This window comes from Duganella sp. GW822-FHT06D06 (genome assembly GCF_058799615.1).
In genome coordinates, this window is record NZ_JBXALQ010000019.1 from 32,604 (window position 1) to 53,156 (window position 20,553).

Sequence of the window (20,553 nt, forward strand, 5' to 3'; positions counted from 1 at the left end):
TAAAACCACTTGACTACCACTTCTTTGCGTTCCATCCTGAAAAAATAATAAAAGCATAGATTTACCCACCCAAGGAGGAGAAAGCATGGAACGTGCAGTCAAGGGAAACGCGGCCGTACTCGGCCTGATCGCCAGCATGTTGGCGGCTTGCGGCGGGGGCAGCGACAGCCCCACCACCACCACACCACAAATGAAACTGCTGGGCGGCGTGCAAACCGCCGAAGCAGCCGCCGATTGTCCGGCATGGTCGTCCAGTGCGATCTACACGGTCGGCATGTGCGTGACCTACAACGGCTCCACCTACAAGGCCAAGTGGTGGACGCAAAATAATGTGCCGGGCACAGAGGAGTGGGGGCCTTGGGCGCTGCAAGCCGTGACGCCTACCCCGACACCTACCCCGACGCCGACTCCGACGCCGACCCCGACTCCAACGCCTACGCCGACTCCAACACCGACCCCAACCCCAACCCCAACCCCAACCCCAACGCCGACGCCTACGCCGGTCGGTGGCCGTGAAATCGGCTCCTACTTCGCGCAGTGGGGTGTGTACGGCCGCAGCTACGAAGTGGCCGACATCCACACCACCAAGACTCCGGTCAATGGCGTGCAGACCAGCGTCGCCGACCAGCTCACCTTCATCAACTACGCCTTCGGCAACACCTACTCCAAGAACGGCGGCTACGAATGCGATATGGTCACCCGCGCCGAAGTGGGCAACGACACCCCGACCTCGCCGCAAGCCGGCACCGGCGGCGACGCCTACGCCGACTATCAACGCCAGCCCGCGCGCACCGTGGACGGCAAGACCGTCTCCTGGGACGCTCCGCTGACCGGCAACTTCCTGCAACTGAAGCTGCTCAAGGCCGCGCACCCGAACCTGAAAGTGTTCATCTCGCTGGGCGGCTGGAGCTGGTCGAAAAACTTCTCGGCCGCGGCCAAGACCGACGCCTTGCGCAAGCAGCTGGCCAAGTCCTGCGTGAAGATGTTCATCGCCGGCGACCTGCCGGTGCAGGATGGACGCGGCGGCCCCGGCTCGGCCAAGGGCGTGTTTGACGGCATCGACATCGACTGGGAATATCCGGGCGGCGGCGGCCAGCCGTACAACACCGTCGACACGGTCAACGACAAGCATAACTTCACGCTGCTGATGGCCGAGTTCCGCGCACAGCTGGACGCGCAAGGCGCCAAAGACGGCAAGCGTTATGCGCTGACGGCCGCCATCGGCGCCGGCACCGAGAAGATCGCCCAGACCGAACCAGCCGTGTACTCGCAGTACATGGACTGGGTCAACCTGATGACCTACGACTTCCACGGCGCATGGGAGAGCACCACCAACTTCCACGCGCCGTTGTACCACGATCCTGCCGATCCTGCGACCGGCATCCTCGCCAAGTACAACACCAACGACGCCTTGACGGCGCTGGTGGCAGCCGGCATGCCGCGCAATAAGATCCTGCTCGGCGTGCCGTTCTACGGACGCGGATGGAAAGGCGTAGCCGCCGGCCCGAACGCCAACGGCCTGTATCAAACCACCACCGGCGGTGCGGCAGGCGCCTACGAAACCGGCATCGAAGACTACAAGGTCCTGGTCAACAAGGCCGGCACGCGCTGGTACCATCCGCAGACCAAGCAGCTGTTCCTGTACACCGGCACCGGTGAATGGTGGAGCTACGACGACCCGACCGTGATCGCGACCAAGATGCAGTACATGCGCGACCAAAGCCTGCGCGGGGCCTTCTCGTGGGAGCTGGACGGCGACGCCAGCGGCGCCCTGACCAGCGCCGTCTGGAAAGGACGCTAAGCCATGAAGCGCCATGCCGTTGTCCAAACCATCGGCGTCACCGACGCATGGCGCAGCTGGATCGCCGAGAACCTGATTCTCGGCATCCGGCCCGATACGTTGGTCGGCATCCTGACCCAGTCCGGCATCGGCGCCCGCGATGCCAACACGGAGATCGCCGCCGCGCTGCGCAGCCCTTACCTGCAGGGCGTATCGCGGTTGCATAACCGGCTGGCCAAGCGCGACTGGGTGCTCCGCATCCAGTCGCAATTGAACCGGCTGGCGCCGACCACCGTGCCGCGCCGGGAGCGCCTTTCCGCTGCGGAGTTCCTTGAGCAGCACTATCGCCGCAACCTGCCGGTGATCATCACCGGCATGCTGGAAGATTGCGCCGCCCGCGGCAAGTGGACGCTGGAATATCTCAGCCGGCAACTGGGCGAACGCATGGTGGAAGTGCAGTTCGGCCGCAGCGCCGATCCCGATTATGAGATGAACAGCCAGTCGCACAAGCGGCGCATGCGCTTCGGCGAGTACGTGGAACTGGTGCGCGACAGCGGCCACACCAACGACTTCTACATGACCGCCAACAACGACGGCCAGAATCGCGAGTCGCTGCAGGAGCTGATGGCCGACGCGCCGCCGCTGCCGGAATATCTGGACCCGGCAGGGCGCGGCTTTTTCTGGTTTGGTCCGGCCGGCACCATCACGCCGTTCCATCACGACCTGACCAACAACTTCATGATCCAGATCGCGGGGCGCAAACGCGTGCGGCTGATCGCTCCCTGCGATACGCCCAAGCTGTACAACCAGCGCCACTGCTTTACCCCGGTCGATGGACGCAACATCGACCTGCAGCGTTTTCCGATGATGGCAGACGTGCCCGTCATCGACTGCGTGCTGGAACCAGGCGAGATCCTGTTCCTGCCCGTCGGTTGGTGGCACTTCGTCGAAGCGCTGGATATCACCATCACCATCTCTGCCACCCACTTCAAGTGGGACAACGACTTTTATAGTCATTACCCGAACAATCACGATTTTTAAAATACGGGAGACAAAAATGCGACATAACCTATTGATGCTGGCGCTGATCGGCAGCGCCGTCGCCGCCTGTGGCGGCGGCTCCGATCCTCAAAGCGCGACGCCAGGACCCAAACTGATGGGCGGGATACAAACCGCCGCAGCGGCCGCCGATTGCCCGGCATGGTCGTCCAGCGCGATCTACACGGTCGGCATGTGCGTGACCTACAACGGCGCGGTCTACAAGGCCAAGTGGTGGACGCAGAATAACGTGCCCGGCACCGAACAATGGGGACCGTGGGCGCTGGACACCACGACACCGACCCCGACCCCGACGCCCACGCCCACGCCCACGCCGACACCAACTCCGACGCCTACGCCTACGCCGACGCCTACGCCCACTCCGACACCAACGCCAACACCGACGCCGGTCGCGTGCCGTCCCGACGGCCTGGCCTCGCCGGTGCCGAACGTGAACTACTGCGGCGTGTATGACGCCAACGGCCGCGAGAAACTGGCCAATGGCCTGAACCGCCGCATCGTCGGCTACTTCACCAGCTGGCGCACGGGCGCGAACAACACGCCGTCCTACCTGGTCAACAACATCCCGTGGGACAAAATCACCCACGTGAACTACGCCTTCGCCGCAGTGGACGCCAACGCCAAAGTGCAACTGGGCTCCGGCGCCAACAACCCGGACACCGGCATGACCTGGCCGACCATCCCCGCCGCCGCGATGGATCCATCGCTGCCGTACAAAGGCCACTTCAACCTGCTGTCGCAATACAAGAAGCGCTACCCCGGCGTGAAGGTCATGCTGTCGGTAGGCGGCTGGGCAGGCAGTGGCGGCTTCTACACCGCCACCACCAACGCCGACGGCTCGCTCAACACCGCAGGCATCAACACGCTGGCCGACTCGATGGTGGCCGTGCTCCGTCAATACACCTTCTTCGACGGCATCGACATCGACTACGAGCACCCGACCACCAACAACGAAGCCGGCAACCCGCTCGACTTCGGCCTATCCAAGCCACGCCTGGCGGGCCTGATGAAGAGCTACAACGTGCTGTTGAAAACCGTGCGTCAAAAGCTGGACACCGCAGCCATCGCCGACAACAAGTACTACATGCTGACCATCGCCGGCTCCGCGTCGGGCTGGGTATTGCGCGGCGAGGAAAACCTCTCCGGCCTGCAGTACCTCGACTACGCCAGCCTGATGTCCTACGACCTGCACGGCGGATGGAACCAGTACGTCGGTCCCAACGCCGCGCTGTTCGACGACGGTAACGATGCCGAACTCAGGGCCGGCAACGCCTACTCCTACGGCGGCATCGGCTACCTGAACGTCGACTGGGCCTATCGCTACTATCGGGGCGCATTGCAGGCCGGCCGCATCAACATCGGCGTGCCGTACTACACGCGTGGCTGGAAGGATGTCACCGGCGGCACCAACGGCCTGTGGGGAACCACGCCATTGGTGAACGACACCGTCGCCTGCGCCGGCGTCAAAACCTGCGGCACCGGCGCGGTCGGCATCGACAACCTCTGGTACGACCTCGATACCAACGGCAAGCCGGTCCCCGGCGGCGGCAATCCGCTATGGCACGCGCTCAATCTGCAAAACGCCATCGTGCCGGACTACCTGGATGTCTACGGCGTCACCGAGAAAACCATCACCGGCGCCTACACCGCCAACTACAGCGCCACGATGGCGGCGCCGTGGCTGTGGAACGCCACGCGCAAAGTCTTCATCTCCACCGAGACCGCGCAATCGATGGCCGTCAAGACCAAGTACGTGATCGACAACGCCATCGGCGGCATCATGATCTGGGAACTGGCCGGCGACTACGCCTGGGACGCCAGCAGGAACGGCGGCAAAGGCGAGTACTTCATGGGCTACACGCTGACCACCAACATCTACAACGCCTTCAAGACCGCCAGCCCGTACGGCGCCACGCGGGCGGAATCGCCGATACCGGCCAGCAGCGCCAAGGTCAGCATCGCGCTGGGCGGCTGGAAGCTCGGCGACAGCAACTACCCGATCAACCCTGTGATGACGGTGACGAACAACACCACCGTCACCATCCCGGGCGGCTCGGTGGTGGAGTTCGACTATCCGGTGTCGGCGCCGGCCAACATGAGCGATCAATCGGGCTACGGCCTGGTGGTGACCAAGGCCGGCTACTCGGGGCCGAACAACATCGGCGGCTTCAAGGCCAGCTTCAACCACGCCAAGTTCACGATCCCGACCTGGCAGTCGCTGGCGCCTGGCGCGTCGGTGTCGCTGACGCTGAACTATTCGCTGCCGATCTCGGGGCCGTCCGCCTACGTGGTCACGGTGAACGGCGTGCGCTACGCCTTGAGCGATGAGTACCCCGGCCTGCCGGTCGCGCTGAAATAAGGGGATGCGATGAAATCAGTTCACAGCATCGCTGTGCTGAGCGCCATGCTGCTTGCCGCCTGTGGCGGCGGCAGCGACGGCGGCCCGGCCGACAGCAGCGCTCCGCGCATACTCTCCGGCGGCATCTCCACCGCCGCCGCCAGCACATGTCCGGCATGGGCCGCCACGGCGGTCTACACCGCCGGCATGTGCGCGATCTACCAGGGCAAGCAGTACGAAGCCAAATGGTGGGTGCAGGGCACCGCGCCCAACCCCACCGATGCCTGGGGACCGTGGAAGTACATCGCCGACGCCACCGATCCAACGCCGACGGATCCGGGCACGCCGCAACCGGGCGGCGTGCCGACCAAGGCGCAAGCCGAGGCGCGCGAGGTCCAGCTGACCAACAACGATTTCTTCCGCGGCGTGAAGGCGTCGATCCGCACGCTGGACAACGCGGCGGTGGACGCGGTATCGCCCGGCGCGGCGGCCAACCCGGCCAACGTCAAGCGGGTGGAGCGGTTGCTGACGTCGGCCAAGTGGGACTACTACTTCGGCATTCGTGAGCCCAGCTACACGTATGGCCGCTTCCTGCAAGCGGTGGCCAAGTTCCCGGCGATCTGCGGCGACTACACCGACGGCCGCGATGCGGACGCCATCTGCCGCCACTCGCTGGCGACGATGTTCGCCCACTTCGCGCAGGAGACGGGGGACCACAACGCCAGCCTGCCGTTGCCACAATGGCGGCAGGGCCTGAAGTACCTGCGCGAGATGGGTTGCGACGAAACCGGCACCAACTGCGGCTACAACGTCGAATGCGCGGACCCGGTGTTCAACACCGTCTGGACCTGCGGTAAGAACGCGGATGGCACGTTCAAGAAGTACTTCGGCCGCGGCGCCAAGCAGCTTTCGTACAACTACAACTACGGCCCGTTCTCTCAGGTGATGTACAACGGCGACCAGTCGGTGCTGCTGAAGAATCCGGACCTGGTGGCGTCGACCTGGTTGAACCTCGCCTCGGCGACGTTCTTCTTCGTCTACCCGCAACCGCCCAAGCCGTCGATGCTGCATGTGCTGGACGGAACCTGGGTGCCGAATGCGGCGGACAGGGCGGCTGGCGCGGGCAACAACTTCGCCACCACCATCATGATCATCAACGCCGAATGCGGCACCGGCACCGAGAAGGCGGCGGCACAGAACCGCATCGACTACTACAAGCAGTTCGCGGCGGATCTGGGTTGGAATATCGGCAGCGAACAGCTGTCCTGCGCGACGATGCAGCGCTTCAGCGGATCGAGTTCGGCGGCCTACAACATCTACTGGGAGAAGAACTGGAGCAGTGGCGGCGACTACCAATGCCAATTGGTGAGTTATCAAACGCCATACAGCGCTCTGATCGCCGGAAACTACACCAAGTGCGTGGAGAAGAACTGGGGAGTTACGCTCAAGTGATCTGATGGCATACAATGGTCGGGCCGACAGTAAGGAGGAGGCCAACCATGCCTATGCACTACCTGCGGGCCTTAACCAGCCCGCAACGCACTATTATCAGCAACCGCCGCCTTGGCCGTTCGCTGGCCTTCGTGGCTGGCGCGGTCAATGCCGGCGGTTTTTTCGCAGTGGGCCAGTACACATCGCACATGACCGGCATCGTCTCGTCCCTGGCGGACAGCGCCGCCATGGGCGAGGTGCGCGTGGTGTTGGCGGGCCTGGAGGCACTGCTGGCGTTCCTGCTGGGCGCTGGCACTTCCGCGATCCTGATCAACTGGGGCGGTCGGCGCGGCGCGCAAAGCCAGTATGCCTTGCCGCTGATACTGGAGGCGGCGCTGCTGCTGTGTTTTGGCCTGATGGGCGCCAGCCTCGGTGCTTCGGGCCATGTGCACGCCATCGTGGCCTTGCTGTGTTTTGTGATGGGACTGCAAAACGCCATCATCACCAAGGTCTCGCGGGCCGAAATCCGCACCACCCACGTGACCGGCCTGGTGACCGACATCGGCATCGAACTGGGTAAACTGTTTTACTTTAACGACAGGGCGTCGCCGGTGAAGGTGGTGGCCGACCGTGACAAGCTGCGCTTATTGAGCTCCCTGCTGGCGATGTTCCTGCTCGGCGGGCTGGCCGGCGCGTTCGGCTTCAAATACCTGGGCTACATCTCCACATTGCCGCTGGCGGTGGCGCTGCTGTCGCTGGCCATTATTCCCGTGATCGACGACCTCCGGCTTGCGCGGAACTGAAGCAGATGATGAAAACTTACCACGGCAGCTGCCATTGCGGCGCGGTGCGCTTCGAGGCGGACCTCGATTTGAGCCAGGGCAGCCTGCGCTGCAATTGCTCATTCTGTTTGAAGATACGCTGCTGGGCCGTGATGGCCAAGCCGGAAGCGTTCCGCTTGCTGGCCGGGGCGGCCGAGATGAACGTCTACCAGTTCGGCGCCAAGAACGAGCATCACCATTTCTGCAAGCATTGCGGCGTACGTCCCTACGGCATCGGCAACTCGCCGCGCTACGGTGTATTCTATGGCGTCAACGTCGCCAGCCTCGATGGCGTCAGCGACGAGGACCTGGCCGGCACGCCCATCACCTACGTCGACGGCCGCGCCGACAACTGGATATCGCCACCCACCGAAACCCGCTATCTTTGAATCCGATGATCAGATCCGCAACGCCGGACGATGCCGCAGCCATCGTCGCCATCTACAACCACTACATCGCCACCACCACCATCAGCTTCGAGGAGCATGCGGTCACGCCGGAGGACATGGCTGGCCGCATCCGCGACGTCACCGCCGGGCTGCCATGGCTGGTGCATGAACAGGACGGCGAAGTGTTGGGCTACGCCTACGCGACCAAGTGGCGCGCCCGCAGCGCCTACCGCTTTGCCGCCGAGACCAGTGTCTACGTGGCGTTCGGGCAGGGCGGCAAGGGTATCGGATCGGCGCTGTACAAAGCGCTGCTGGAAGAGCTGCGCGCCCGCGAAATCCATATGGCGATAGGCGGCATCGCCCAACCCAACGAAGCCAGCGTGGCGCTGCACGAAAGCCTGGGCTTCGAAAAGGTCGCCCACTTCAGGCAGGTCGGCCGCAAGTTCGATCGCTGGATCGATGTCGGCTACTGGGAGTTGCAGCTGTCCTAAGCCGTCTGCGCCGCGTTGTCCTGCGGCGCCAGCACGCTGCGCTTGCCGCCTTCGGAGCGGGCGCGGTATAGCGCCTGGTCGGCCGCCAGTACCAGGTCCTCGGCATTGTCGTCCTGCGCCGCCGGTAGCGCGGCCACGCCGATGCTGGCGCTGATGCCGCCCGACGGCGCTTTCACATTCGGCAGGTTCAAGCCGTTGATGGCCGCTTCCATGCGGCGCGCGATCAGCATCGCTTCGTCGCCGTTGGTGCCGGGCGCCAGGAAGGCGAATTGATCGGCGCCATAGCGCGCCACCAGATCGCCGGCCCGCTGCACCGCGCCGTTCAGCGCCTTGGCCGCCCGTCGCAGCACATCATCTGCGGCCTGCTGGCCGTAGTGGTCGCGGTAGGCGCCCAGCTGGTCGATCTCCACCAGCCCAATCGCCATCAGCTTTCCTTCGCGCGCCGCGCGGCGCCATTCGCGCGCCAGCTGGTCGTCGAAGCAGCGGCGGTTGGCGATGCCGGTCAGGCTGTCGGTGGCCGACAGGTTGGCCAGCTTGTGCTGCGCTATCCGCAGCGCCTCGGTGCGTTCCTGTAGCTGCTCCTCAAGCTCGCGCGCCCGCACACCCAGGCGTCGCACCGTCCAGCGGAACAGCAGCACCAGCAGCCCCACGGCCAGCGCCGCCACGGCGCTGCGCGCCCACCAGGTTTCCCACACCGGCGGCGTGATCGTGATCGGCAGGACGATCTCGTCGCGGCTGGTCACGCCCTTGTTGTTGCTGCCTTGCAGATGGAAGTGGTATTTTCCGGGCGCCAGATTGGTGTAGGTCGCCACCGGATGTCCGGCATCGGCCTGCACCGCTTGCTTGTCGAAGCCTTCCAGCCAGTAGGAATAAGCGTTCCTGCGCGGTTCGGCGAAATGCAGCGCGGCGAATTCGATCGAGATGGTGTTGGCGATCCACGGCAGGCTCAGTGAACGCGGCTGCGTCAGGCTGCCCTCCAGCACCACGTCCTGGGGCGGGTTCTTGCCGCCCAGCGAACGATTCAACACGCGGATGTCGGTGATCGCCAGTTGCGGCGGGCGCGAGGCGCTGCTGTGGATGGTCGGGTTGACGGCGGTGACGCCGCTGCTGCTGCCGAAGTACAGGAAACCGTTGCTGCTGTTGGCGGCGGAGTCCATGTAGAAGCCTTCGGTCAGGCCGTCCTCCACCGAATATTCGGTGACGGTGCCGGAGACCGGATCGATCTTGCTCAGGCCCGCCGCCGTGGTCACCCAGATCATGCTGTTTTTATCCGAGCGTATCGCCTCGATCAGACGCGTACCCAGTTCGCCTTTTTCCTGGATGCGGGTGATGGCGAATGCCCCGTCCTTGCCGGCCACCACATGGTTCAAGCCCTTGGACGTACCGACCCACAGGCTGCCGTCCGCGTCCAGGTGCAGGCTGCTGACACGGTCGCTGCTCAGGCTCGCGGGATTCTTGGGATCGAGCCGGAAGTGGCGGAATTTTCCGGTGGCCGGATCGAGCATATCGAGCCCGCCGCCGCGATAGAACTCGCCGCTCCATACGCGGCCGGCGTTGTCTTCGACCACAGTGGTGGCGCCGTTGACGCTGCGGCTGTCCGGGTTCTTGTCGTCATGGGCGTAGCTCTCGACCGCGCCGCTGGCCGGATCGTAGCGCAGCATGGCGGTGCCGGTGCCCAGCCACAGCACGCCGCCGCGTCCCGGCGCGATGGTGTTGATGAAGTCGGTGGTCTTGCTGCCGAAGTGGATCACCTTGAACGGCGCATCCGGCGTATCGAGCCGGTTCAGGCCCTCCGAGGTGCCGATCCACAGCACCCCGTCCGGCGCCTGGTAGGTGCTGTAGATGACGTTGGAGCTGAGCGCCCCCGGCCGCTTGGGCGTGGCGCTCCAGGTGCGCACCATCGCGCGCTTGGCCGGGTCGAACAGCGCCAGGCCGTCGTCCAGCGCGAGCCACAGCTGGTTGTTGGCGGCGGCGCCGACGCTGCGCACGAAATTGCTGGACTTGACGAAGTCGGGATCGATGTCGCGCGGGACGAAGCGCTCGAAGCCGTGATAGCCAAGGTTGGCGCGGCTGACGCCATCGGTCAGCGAGCCTACCCACAAGGTGCCGCTGCGGTCGCGCATGGTGGTGTTGATGGCGTCGCTGTTGAGGCTGTGCGCATCCTCGGCGCGGTGACGGTAGCTCTGGAACTGGCGCAGTTCGCGGTCCCAGCGCAGCAGGCCGCTGGTGCGGGTGCTGATCCACAGGTCGCCGGCGCGGTCTTCGTCGATGTCGGTCACGCGCTTGGCCTGCACCGGCAGCGCTTCGCGCTGGTCCCAGGGCTGGCCGCTCTTCCATGTCACCAGGCCGTCGGCCGAACCTATCCACAGCGTGGCGGCGCTGTCGAAATACAGCGCGCGCACGTCGTTGGCCTTGGGGTTGGGGTGCTCCGGGTCGTCGACGCGGAAGTGCTGGAAACCGGTGGCGCCGGGCGCCAGGTAATCCAGGCCGCCGGGCCAGGTGGCGGCCCACACGCCGCCCTGGTGGTCGACGGCGACCGCGTTGACGTCGTTGTAGAGCAGGCTGTCCGGCTTGGCCTCGTCGTGGCGGTGGATGACGAAGCTGCCCTTGCGCGGGTCGAAGTGATGCAGGCCGCCCCATGTCGCCACCCACATGCCGCCCTTGTTGTCGGCGACGATGCGGCGCACGATGCGCGCATTGTTCGGGCCACCGGTCGGCACGTGGCGGGTGAAGTTGTTGGTCACCGGGTTGAAGCGCGCCAGGCCTTCGTCGGTGCCTATCCACAGCTTGCCGGTTTCGTCTTCGAACAGCGAGGTGACGCGGCCGCCCGGCAGGCTATGCGGGTCGGACGGGTCGTTCATGTAGCGCACCTGCTTGTGGCCGTCGTGGCGGAACAAGCCGCCCTCGATGGTGCCGATCCAGACGAAGCCCTGCCGGTCCTGCAGCATGGTGAGGATGGCGCGGCTGTCGGCGCCCAGCGACTCGACGGCGGTGAAGGCCAGCGGGCGCGGCGCCGCCTGCGAGGGCGCGGCCTGCAGGCAGGCCAGCGCACCGCACAGCAGCAGGCGTAGGACGGGGCGGAAAGACATGCGCGGCATTCGGGACCTTGGTATTTTGGCTAGCCAAGTAAAGCACAGAATCGGCCGCCGTGGAAGCGTTGGAGCAACACTTTTCCGCTATAATCCATTGGCAAATCCTTATGCATCGTAAGGCGACATGAACGGATCTTCCCACGGAGTACCCCTGCAACCGGCGCCGCTGTCGCCCAAGCCGCCTTTGCGCACATGGCGCGCAGCGTGGGAGCAATTGCGCCGGCGCGGCCTGCCGGGCCGCCAGACCATGCGCTGGGCCACGCTGGCGCTGCTGCTGGCCGGCGGCGCGGTGCTGGTCCAGCGCCAGGTGGTGTTCCAGCAGCACAGCCGCGACCTGAAGGCCACGGCGGACGACATCGCGCGCCAGATCCAGATCGACTCCACCGACGGCCGCGTGATGGGTGGCGCCATTCTCATGGGACTGGTGGAGGACAGCGTCAAGCTGCTGCTGTCCGGCGAACTGGCGGCCGACGCTTATCGCCTGCACGTGGACTTCGCCGCCGTCCTCGATCAGTACAGCGCCGACACCGTGTTCGTGCTGAACGGCGAGGGTACCGCCGTCGCCTATCTCAACAAAGAGGGCAAGGCCATCGGCGTCGGCCGCAACCTGCGCTATCGCCCTTACGTGCGGCGCGCGCTGGCCGGCGAGGCCAATGTCTATGCCGCCATCGGCAGCAATTCGCATGAGCGCGGGCTGTATTTCGCGGCGCCGGTCTACAGCGGCAATTCGCGCGACACCCCCATCGCCGGCGTCTACACCATCAAGATGCCGGCTTCCGAAATCGACCGCATCCTCGCCCGCAGCAAGGATCCGGTGCTGCTGCTGTCGCCGGACGGCGTGGTGTTCGCCACCAACCGCAACGAGTGGTTGTTCATGCGGTCCCGCATGATCGCGCCGGCGCGCCTGGCCCAGCTGGAAAAGGAAAGGCAGTTCGGCGAACTGTTCACCGGCACCGGCCCGTTGCAACTGCCGTTTGAGCCGGTCGGCAAGCAGGCCAGCTTCCAGGGCCTCACCTACGCGCTGGCCGGCACCGATTTGAACTGGCCCGACGACGGCGGCGCCTGGCGCGTGGTGATCGCGCAGGACAAGGGCCAGTGGCTGCCGCTGTGGAACCAGATGATGCTGGCCGCCGCCTGCATCGGCGCGATCTGGCTGTTCGGCATGGTGGTGACGGGCCGCACCCGCGCCGCCGAAAGCGCGCGCCGCCTGCGCTTCGACAACGAGCGCCGCATGCGCGAGATCACCAACAACCTGCCGGTGGCGGTGTACCAGTTCCAGCTGGACGCGGCGGGCCAGCCGCGCTTCCGTTTCATGAGTCCCGCCATCACCGCCATCACCGGCCTGCAGGCCAGCGACGTGCTGGAAGACGGCGCCATGCTGTTCGCGCTGCTCGATCCAGACGGCCGCGCGGGCCTGCTGGCGCAGATCGCCGACAGCGCCCGCCAGCATTGGTCGATTCATCGCCGCATGGAGTTCGGCGCGCAGGGCCTGGTGGCGGCGCGCTGGGTCGACATCCACTGCACCTGCGTGCACCAGCAGGCGGAGGAGGAGGTGTGGAACGGCTACCTGGCCGATGTGACGGCCGAGCACACGGCGGCGCAGACGCTGAGCGCCGCCAAGCAGACCGCCGAGGAGGCGACGCGCAGCAAGTCGCTGTTCCTGGCGAATATGAGCCACGAGATCCGCACGCCGATGAACGCCATCATCGGCATGAGCCACCTGGCGCTGAAGACCGGCCTGACGCCGCGCCAGCACGACTACGTGCAGAAGATCCTGCGCGCCGGCCAGCACCTGCTGGGCATCATCAACGACATCCTGGACTTCTCCAAGATCGAGGCCGACAAGCTGCAAGTGGAGAACCAGCCGTTCGAGCTCGATCAGTTGCTGGAAAACCTGGCCACGCTGATCGGCGACAAGGTCAACGCCAAGGGCCTGGAGCTGGTGTTCGACGTCGCCCCCGACGTGCCGACCGCGCTGGTGGGCGACGCGCTGCGGCTGGGCCAGATCCTGATCAACTACGCCAACAACGCCGTCAAGTTCACCGAGCGGGGCGAGGTGGCGGTGACGGTGCGGGTGCGCAGCCACGACCAGCGCCGCGTGCTGCTGCACTTCGCCGTGCGCGACACCGGCATCGGCCTGAGCGAAGCGCAGATGCGCCAGTTGTTCCAGAGCTTCCAGCAGGCCGACGCCTCCACCACCCGCAAGTATGGCGGCACCGGCCTGGGTCTGGCGATCTCGAAGAAACTGGCGCAACTGATGGGCGGCGAGGTTGGCGTCCAGAGCGAATTGGGCCAAGGGTCGACCTTCTGGTTCACCGCCCACCTGGAAGTCGGCCGGAGCGAACGGGTATCGCTGCTGCCGTCGCCGGACCTGCGCGGCAGCCGCCTGCTGGTGGTGGACGACAACGACAGCGCCCGCAGCGTGATCGCCGAACTGCTGCGCGGCATGCGCTTCGACGTGCAGGTGGCGGCGTCCGGCGCCGAGGCGGTGGAGCTTGTGCGCGCCGCCGCCGCTGCCGGCGAGCCGCTGGCCGTGGTGCTGCTGGACTGGCAGATGCCGGGCATGAGCGGCATCGAGACCGCCGCCGCCATCAGGGCGCTGGGCTTGCGGGAGCCGCCGCGCCTGATGATGGTCACGGCCTACGGGCGCGAGGAAGTGCAGCAGCAGGCGCACGGCGCCGGCATCGAGGATGTGCTGATCAAGCCGGTCAATGCGTCGGTGCTGCTCAATACCCTGATCCGCCTGCTGGGCGGCGAAGTGGACGACAGCGCGCTGGCGCGTCCGGCGCCGGTCGGCACGCTGGCGGCGCTGGCCACGCTGCGCGGCGCGCGCGTGCTGCTGGCCGAGGACAATGAGTTGAACCAGCAGGTGGCGTCGGAGCTGCTGGCCGATGCCGGCCTGCTGGTGGACATCGCCAACAACGGCGTCGAGGCGGTGGCGATGGCGCAGCGCGACCAATACGACATTGTGCTGATGGACATGCAGATGCCGGAGATGGACGGCGTCGAAGCCACCCGCGCCTTGCGCGCCTTGCCGCAGCTGGACGGCCTGCCGGTGGTGGCGATGACGGCCAACGCCATGCAGGCCGACCGCGACCTGTGCACGCAGGCGGGCATGGTGGACTTTGTGATCAAGCCGATCGAGCCGGACGACCTGTGGCGCGCGCTGCTGCGCTGGATACCGCCGCGCCATGCGCTGCCGACGTACGAGCTGAAGCCCGAGCTGAAGCACGTGCCGGCCCACGAACCGAGCCCCGAACCGCAAGCGGCGCCGGAAGACGACTTCCCGCACGAGATTCCGGGCCTGGACATGGTGGCCGGCCTGCGCCGGGTGCTGGGCAAGCGGCCGCGCTACCTGGCCATGTTGCGCGGCTTCGTGGCCAACCAGGCCGGCGCCGTGCGGCAGGTGTCCGCGCTGATCGCGGCCGGCGACCGCGCCGGCGCCGAACGCGGCGCCCACACGCTCAAGGGATTGGCCGGCAATATCGGCGCCAGCGCCTTGCAGGTGCTGGCCGGCGAGGCCGAACATGCGCTGTCGCCGGCGGCGGTGGGGGAGGCCAGCGCCGCCGCGCTGTCGGCGCGTATGGCGCCGCAGCTGGCGCAACTTGAATCCGTGCTGGCGGGGCAGGTGGCGGCGATCGTCGCGTGCCTGCCGGCGGAAGCGGAACTGGAGAAGGTGGAAGTCGATCCCGCACAGCGCGACGCCGTGGTGCGCGAACTGGGCGCGCTGCTGGCGGACGATGACGCCCGCTCCGAACGGCTGCTGGTGGAACATGGCGCGTTGCTGGCCGCCGCCTTCCCGCAGCACTACCGCAAGCTGGAACAGGCGGTCGGCGATTTCGACATGGAGCAGGCGCTGGCGATTCTGAACAGCGCCGTCGCCGCCTTGCAGGACGACGGCGCGCTACATCAGTAGGTGGTCAGCGGAGCCGGCTGGCCGCCCTTGAAGTTGAAGATGGTGACCGGCGACTGCTTCATGTCGCCGCGCTCGTCGAACGAGTAGGTGCCCGCCACGCCCTTGTACGAACCGGCGCTGATGGCGGCGCCCACTTTTTGCGGATCGATCGAGTTCACCTTCACCATCGTCTGCGCGTACATCATGGCCGCATCGTAGTAGGCCGCCGCGTAGACGTCCGGATCCTGCTTGAAGCGCGCCTTGTACTTGGCCTTGAAGGCCGGACCGCTGGCGAACTTGTCGAGGATGGCGCCGCCCTGCGAGCACAGGACGTTTTCGCCGACGGCGTCGCCGCCCAGCTTGCCCATTTCCGCGGTGCAGATGGTGTCGCCGCCCAGCAGCTTGGCGTTGATGCCCAGCTGTTTCATCTGGCGCGCCATCGGTGCGCCCTGCGGCGCATAGCCGCCGAAGAAGATCGCTTCGACCTTCTTGGTTTTGAGCTTGGTCAGGATGGAGGTGAAGTCGAACGCCTTGTCGGTGGTGAACTCGTGGCCGGCCACGGTCATGCCGGCGGCCTTGGCCTGCTTCTTGAATTCCTCGGCCACGCCCTGGCCGAAGGCGGTGCGGTCGTCGATCACGGCCACGGTCTTGAGCTTGAGTTCATTGGCCGCGTACAGCGCCATCTTGGTGCCCAGCTGGGAGTCGCTGGCGTTCACGCGGAACAGGCCCTTGTAGCCCTGCTGGGTGATCTTGGGATTGGTGGCGACGGTGGCGATCAGGACGCCGGCGTCGTTGTAGGCGCGCGAGGCGGGAATGGCCACGCCCGAGTTGTACGGGCCGACCACATACTTGACGCCCTGGTCGATCAGCTTCTGGGCCGCCGCCACGCCGGCTTTCGGGTCGCCCTGGTCGTCTTCCGATTGCAGTTCGAATTTGAGCTTCTTGCCGGCCACGGTGATCGGCTTGGCGTTCAGTTCCTCGACCGCCAGGCGCGCGCCGTTCTCGTTGTCCTTGCCCGAAAACGCCTGGGCGCCGGACAGCGGGCCGCTGTGGCCGATCTTGACCACGGTGTCCTGCGCCTGGGCGCCGGCTGCGCCCAGCAGTGCGATGGCGGCTGCAATATGCTTCAATTTCATGCGATCTCCTGATGTTGTGTTGTGAGGTGATGGCAAGATTATCGCCAAAAACGCAAAATATTATCGTGTGACTTGGGCTTTCGATTGGCCTGTTTTGCACGCTATCGCCTTTCAAATGGGCGACGCTCAAAATTTAATTCGGTGGGCGCAGGCGCCTGGCGTCCTCCTCGCGCTTGCGGATGCGCGCCAGCGCCGCGTTGATGCGCTCGATGATGCCGTCGTCCCTGGCGCGGGCGATGGCAAAAAACTGGCCGCTGTCGGTGGTCAAAGGCTTGGGCAGCACGCTGAAGCCGGCGTTGGCGGCGGCGCCGATGGTCGACAGGCGCGGCGCCATGAAGGTGCGGATGCTGTCCTCCAGGTCTTTTGCGGTCAGGCCGTCGGGCTGGAACAGCAGCACCACGTCCACGCGCTTGAGCATCAGGCGGGTGAGGCGGGTGCCGCGCGAGGAAATGTCGTCGTCGGTGCGGAACAGCTTGCCGCGCGCCGTATCGAATTCCAGGCCGTAGCTGTAGCCGCGCACCGTGCCGACGGTCTTGCCGCGCAGGTCTTCGAGGCGGCTGAACGGAAAGGTGGCGTCGCTGCGGGTGACCAGCCACAGGCTGTTGTGGCTGGCGGTGTCGGAGTAGCGCAGCGCGCGCAAGCGATCGGCGGTTTTCGGCAGGCCGTAAACCAGGCCGACGCCTTCGATGGCGTAGCGTTCGGCGCGCGCCCACGGATAGGTGTGCGGCTCGAAGCTGACGCCCAGCTCCTGGGCCACCGCGTCGAGCACCTTGCGCTTGACCGCCGGCATGGGGCGCGGCCTGCCTTGTTCGTCGAGCGTATCGCCGATCAGCAGCGGCACCACCGGCAGCGCCGGCGCCGCCGCCGCGGCACGCGCCGGCGGAACGCAGGACAGCACGGCGGCGAGCAGGATACCCGGTATCGGCAATCGTTTCATCGGCAATTGAGCAGTGGCTATCGGCCGATTATTGCATGCTTCCGGTCAATACTCCCGGGTTTATGGCGCGTTGTCCAGGGTGCGTGTGCGCGAGGCCGCCTCCACCGCCGGTACGCGCGGTATCGCGCCGGCGGCCGTTTGGATGGCCGGGCCGTTGGCGCCGGCGAGCTCGGTGTCGTTGATATGGTAGGCGGCGATGGCGGCGGCCAACGCCGGGTTGGCGCGCAGCGGGTCGTTCAACTGTCGGCTCGCCTGCAGCGCGGCGGCGCTCAGCTGCTGGACAAAGTTGGTGGCCAGGTCGTTGAAACTGTCCAGCGTGTTTTGCATGGTCTGGGTGGTCGCCTGCTGGTTGCTGTCGAACGCCGACTGCAACAAGTCGCCGTCGAGCGCCAGGCCGACTGGCGGCCGCAAGGTGAGGCCGAGCGGCGCCAGGTCCCACGCCGCCGGCTGTTGCAGGCTTTGCACCAGGTTGGCGAGCAGCGACGGCTCTTGCGGCTGGGTTTGGCCTACATCGGCCGAGGGCAGCTGGTTGAAGGCGTTCACCACATTTTGCGTGGCGTTGTTCAGGGCCGTCGCGCTGTCGGCTGGCGCCGCGTGGTTGGCGATGGCGGTTTGCAGTTGCGCCAGCTGTTCGCGGGATTGCGACACCGTCAGCAGGAAGTTGGCCACCGGCGACAGGTCGATGGTGACGGAAGCGGCCGGCGCCTCGGTGGCCGAGCCGGCGGTGGCCACCTGGCCGGCGTGTTCGGCCGCCACGGCGGCGCTCTCCGCCAGAGGGGTGACGCCGCCAAGCGCCGTCTGCGCTGCCGATGAGATAGGGAACATGCCGCCCTCCTGAGCTGAGTGTATCGACCAGCATGCTCCTTCCAGACGCCGTCGTCCGTGTGCCAGTTCACATAGCGGGCTGATTCCCTTTCTGTTAGTTTCCGCACGGTTAAGTCCTGGCGATGCGCCTATCGTTGCCCTTGCAGTTACAACATTCACCCGAAAAAGGAAAGCATCATGGAAAACAGCATCGACAGCAAAATCAATTCCACCCGCGACGGCGTCAGCCAGATCGGCAACAACCTGCGCGCCGATGCGCACGCAGCCATCGACAAGGTCGCCGACAAAATCCCACCCACCACCGACCGCCTGGCCAACAGCGCCCACAACAGCGTCGACAAGGTGGCCGACACTGTGGAAAGCACCTCCGGCCGTCTGGTCGCGCGCGGCAAACAAGTGAGCGAGAGCTACAAAGCGCTGGCCGAATCGGGCCGCGGCCGCGTGCGCGCCCACCCCGCCATTTCCGTCCTGCTGGCGGCCGCCGCCGGCTACGGCCTGTCCAAGCTGCTGAGCTCGCGCGGCACCAAGTAAGCCGGGGCCGGCGTCGGCCGGCTCTTCCATCATCCCCTCAGCCTCTCTCTTTTGGCTCAGCTGTAAAAAGCGCAACCTTGGCGTGCATAGTGATATGCTCGTCATTACGCAGTTTACGCCCCGCAAAATAGAATCAGGATCAGCTGAGCATGGACGTGTACGCTCCACAAGTATGGCTTCCGCATGAGCGGCCCACCTTGCCGGGGTCGCCTTCGACTCCGCTGCATACGGCCGAGCGCCGGCTGGCCTTCCTGGTGATCGGCTTCATCGTCGCCGTCACCGGCGGCCTGGGCAACGCGCTGGTGTCGGTCAACCTGCCGTATCTGCAAGGCTCGCTGGGGGTCTACTCGGCCGAGATCCAATGGTTGCCGGCCGCCTACGTGATGGCCAATGTGTCGATGAACCTGCTGCTGGTGAAGTTCCGCCAGCAGTACGGGCTGCGTCTGTTTACCGAACTGTTCCTGGTGTTGTACGCCTTGGCCACCGTGGCCCACCTGTTCGTGCACGGCCTGGCCTCGGCCATCGCGGTGCGCGCGGCGCACGGCATGAGCGGCGCGGCGCTGACCACCCTCGGCCTGTATTACACCTTGCAGGCCTTCCCGGCGCAGCACCGGCTCAAGGCGGTGGTGTTCGGCATCGGCTTCTCGCAACTGGCGCTGCCGATGGCGCGGCTGTTCTCGTCGGAGCTGATGGAGTTCGGCGAATGGCGCGGGCTGTACTTCTTCGAGCTGGGTTTGGCCTTGCTGTCGCTGGCCTGCGTGCTGGCGCTCAAGCTGCCGCCGGGCGACCGCGTCAAGGCTTTCGAGAAAATGGACTTCCTCACCTTCGGCCTGTTCGCGCCCGGCGTGGCCTTGCTGTCGGCGGTGCTGGCGCTGGGCCGCACGGTGTGGTGGTTCGAATCGCGCTGGCTGGGCCTGTGCCTGGCCGGCGCCATCGTGCTGATCGCCGCCGCGCTGCTGGTCGAGCATAACCGCGCCCGCCCGCTGCTCAACACGCGCTGGCTCAGCAACGGCAATATCGCGCGGCTGGCCTTGTCGGTGCTGCTGATCCGTGTGGTGCAGTCGGAGGCCAACGGCACCGTGGGTTTCTTGCAGGCGCTGGGCCTGAACAACGACCAGATGCAGATGTTGTGGATCGTCGTCATGATCGGCACCGTGGCCGGGCTGGTGGCCAGCGCGCTGACCATCACGCCGGCGCGCATCCCGCTGCAGCTGATGTTTTCGCTGGCGGTGATGGCGGCCGGCGCCTACATGGATTCCGACGCCACCAACCTGACACGGCCCGCCGACCTGTATGTGAGCCAGTTCCTGCTGGCCTTCGGCGGCGCCTTCTTCATCGGGCCGACGTTTGTCTCGGGCTTCGGCGCCGTGATCGCGGCGCCGAACAACCTGGTCAGCTTCTCGGTCATGTTCAGCATCACGCAGACCTTGGGCAGCCTGCTCGGTTCGGCGGCGGTGGGCACGTTCCAGGTGGTGCGCGAGAAATTCCACTCCAGCATACTGGTCGAGCATCTGACCCTGCTCGATCCGCTGGTGGCGGCGCGCATCCAGAGCGGCGGCGCCAGCGTGGGCGCGGCGCTGGCCGATCCCGCCGCCCGCAGCGCGACCGGCGTGGCGGCGCTGGGCGCGGCGGCCACGCGCGAGGCCAACATCCTGGCCTACAACGATGTCTTCCTGATCATCACCCTGGTGGCGCTGCTGACGCTGGCCTGGATGCTGGGCCGCTATCTGTGGTCGGTGTGCGTGGTCTGCCCGGGCAGCCCGGCGCACAACGCGCAGACCGGCCTGGCCAATGTCTCCCTCAATAATTCCGGATCACGCTGACCCCT

At 66.0% G+C, this 20,553-nt stretch carries 14 protein-coding genes; 10 read left to right on the forward strand and 4 right to left on the reverse strand.

Translation table 11 applies throughout. From position 1 onward, the window contains the following. The first annotated feature begins 85 nt into the window (after positions 1–85). Genes AC1RMD_RS26095 through AC1RMD_RS26125 form a run of 7 tightly spaced genes read left to right on the forward strand, consistent with a single transcriptional unit; the run spans position 86 to position 8,309 of the window. Entirely contained in the window at positions 86–1,801 is a 1,716-nt protein-coding gene (locus tag AC1RMD_RS26095; RefSeq protein WP_492930885.1) for a glycosyl hydrolase family 18 protein, read from the forward strand. Positions 1,802–1,804: 3 nt separating this feature from the next. Further along, on the forward strand, positions 1,805–2,821 hold the full coding sequence (locus AC1RMD_RS26100; RefSeq protein WP_492930887.1) for a cupin-like domain-containing protein: 1,017 nt from the start codon (positions 1,805–1,807) through the stop codon (positions 2,819–2,821). Between the two features lie 16 nt (positions 2,822–2,837). Continuing rightward, positions 2,838–5,198, forward strand: a complete 2,361-nt coding sequence (locus tag AC1RMD_RS26105; RefSeq protein ID WP_492930889.1) for a chitinase C-terminal domain-containing protein — start codon at positions 2,838–2,840, stop codon at positions 5,196–5,198. A gap of 9 nt (positions 5,199–5,207) precedes the next feature. Then, positions 5,208–6,629 carry a glycoside hydrolase family 19 protein gene (locus tag AC1RMD_RS26110; RefSeq protein WP_492930891.1) on the forward strand — a complete coding sequence of 474 codons (1,422 nt, stop codon included), beginning with the start codon at positions 5,208–5,210 and terminating at the stop codon, positions 6,627–6,629. Between the two features lie 47 nt (positions 6,630–6,676). Next, a complete protein-coding gene (locus AC1RMD_RS26115) occupies positions 6,677–7,411 on the forward strand; it encodes a YoaK family protein (RefSeq protein WP_492930893.1) in 735 nt (244 codons plus the stop codon). A gap of 5 nt (positions 7,412–7,416) precedes the next feature. After that, a complete protein-coding gene (locus AC1RMD_RS26120; RefSeq protein WP_492930895.1) occupies positions 7,417–7,818 on the forward strand; it encodes a GFA family protein in 402 nt (133 codons plus the stop codon). 5 nt (positions 7,819–7,823) lie between these two features. Further along, entirely contained in the window at positions 7,824–8,309 is a 486-nt protein-coding gene (locus tag AC1RMD_RS26125) for an arsinothricin resistance N-acetyltransferase ArsN1 family B (RefSeq protein WP_492930897.1), read from the forward strand. On the opposite strand, the gene AC1RMD_RS26130 is transcribed toward AC1RMD_RS26125, so the two are convergent. Then, positions 8,306–11,398: a two-component regulator propeller domain-containing protein gene (locus tag AC1RMD_RS26130; RefSeq protein WP_492930899.1), complete on the reverse strand. Its 3,093-nt coding sequence runs from the start codon at positions 11,396–11,398 to the stop codon at positions 8,306–8,308. The two genes, AC1RMD_RS26125 and AC1RMD_RS26130, sit on opposite strands and share 4 nt — an antisense overlap. A gap of 127 nt (positions 11,399–11,525) precedes the next feature. Here AC1RMD_RS26130 and AC1RMD_RS26135 point away from each other — a divergent pair, with 127 nt between their 5' ends. Continuing rightward, positions 11,526–15,317, forward strand: coding sequence for a hybrid sensor histidine kinase/response regulator (locus AC1RMD_RS26135; RefSeq protein ID WP_492930901.1), 3,792 nt, complete (start codon positions 11,526–11,528; stop codon positions 15,315–15,317). On the opposite strand, the gene AC1RMD_RS26140 is transcribed toward AC1RMD_RS26135, so the two are convergent. From AC1RMD_RS26140 to AC1RMD_RS26150, 3 genes are all read right to left on the reverse strand, one after another. Further along, complete coding sequence (locus tag AC1RMD_RS26140; protein ID WP_492930903.1) at positions 15,311–16,432, reverse strand: branched-chain amino acid ABC transporter substrate-binding protein; 1,122 nt, start codon at positions 16,430–16,432, stop codon at positions 15,311–15,313. The two genes, AC1RMD_RS26135 and AC1RMD_RS26140, sit on opposite strands and share 7 nt — an antisense overlap. Positions 16,433–16,565: 133 nt before the next feature. Further along, positions 16,566–17,369 (reverse strand): substrate-binding periplasmic protein, encoded by an 804-nt coding sequence (locus AC1RMD_RS26145; protein ID WP_492930905.1) that lies wholly within the window; start codon positions 17,367–17,369, stop codon positions 16,566–16,568. Positions 17,370–17,429: 60 nt separating this feature from the next. Beyond that, the gene (locus AC1RMD_RS26150) at positions 17,430–18,194 is read right to left on the reverse strand and encodes a hypothetical protein (RefSeq protein ID WP_492930907.1); all 765 of its coding nucleotides are present in this window, start codon (positions 18,192–18,194) and stop codon (positions 17,430–17,432) included. Positions 18,195–18,371: 177 nt separating this feature from the next. Between AC1RMD_RS26150 and AC1RMD_RS26155 the strand changes: the two genes are divergently transcribed. Continuing rightward, entirely contained in the window at positions 18,372–18,725 is a 354-nt protein-coding gene (locus AC1RMD_RS26155) for a hypothetical protein (RefSeq protein ID WP_492930909.1), read from the forward strand. Positions 18,726–18,922: 197 nt separating this feature from the next. Then, positions 18,923–20,548: an MFS transporter gene (locus AC1RMD_RS26160; RefSeq protein ID WP_492930911.1), complete on the forward strand. Its 1,626-nt coding sequence runs from the start codon at positions 18,923–18,925 to the stop codon at positions 20,546–20,548. Positions 20,549–20,553 lie beyond the last annotated feature (5 nt).

Bases quoted from the DNA above. Each gene is read 5' to 3' on its own strand.
- AC1RMD_RS26105 (WP_492930889.1), top strand. From the start codon at position 2,838: ATGCGACATAACCTATTGATGCTGGCGCTGATCGGCAGCGCCGTCGCC.
- AC1RMD_RS26110 (WP_492930891.1), top strand. From the start codon at position 5,208: ATGAAATCAGTTCACAGCATCGCTGTGCTGAGCGCCATGCTGCTTGCC.
- AC1RMD_RS26155 (WP_492930909.1), top strand. From the start codon at position 18,372: ATGGAAAACAGCATCGACAGCAAAATCAATTCCACCCGCGACGGCGTC.
- AC1RMD_RS26145 (WP_492930905.1), bottom strand. From the start codon at position 17,369: ATGAAACGATTGCCGATACCGGGTATCCTGCTCGCCGCCGTGCTGTCC.
- AC1RMD_RS26125 (WP_492930897.1), top strand. From the start codon at position 7,824: ATGATCAGATCCGCAACGCCGGACGATGCCGCAGCCATCGTCGCCATC.
- AC1RMD_RS26120 (WP_492930895.1), top strand. From the start codon at position 7,417: ATGATGAAAACTTACCACGGCAGCTGCCATTGCGGCGCGGTGCGCTTC.
- AC1RMD_RS26115 (WP_492930893.1), top strand. From the start codon at position 6,677: ATGCCTATGCACTACCTGCGGGCCTTAACCAGCCCGCAACGCACTATT.
- AC1RMD_RS26135 (WP_492930901.1), top strand. From the start codon at position 11,526: ATGAACGGATCTTCCCACGGAGTACCCCTGCAACCGGCGCCGCTGTCG.
- AC1RMD_RS26140 (WP_492930903.1), bottom strand. From the start codon at position 16,432: ATGAAATTGAAGCATATTGCAGCCGCCATCGCACTGCTGGGCGCAGCC.
- AC1RMD_RS26150 (WP_492930907.1), bottom strand. From the start codon at position 18,194: ATGTTCCCTATCTCATCGGCAGCGCAGACGGCGCTTGGCGGCGTCACC.
- AC1RMD_RS26095 (WP_492930885.1), top strand. From the start codon at position 86: ATGGAACGTGCAGTCAAGGGAAACGCGGCCGTACTCGGCCTGATCGCC.
- AC1RMD_RS26100 (WP_492930887.1), top strand. From the start codon at position 1,805: ATGAAGCGCCATGCCGTTGTCCAAACCATCGGCGTCACCGACGCATGG.
- AC1RMD_RS26130 (WP_492930899.1), bottom strand. From the start codon at position 11,398: ATGTCTTTCCGCCCCGTCCTACGCCTGCTGCTGTGCGGTGCGCTGGCC.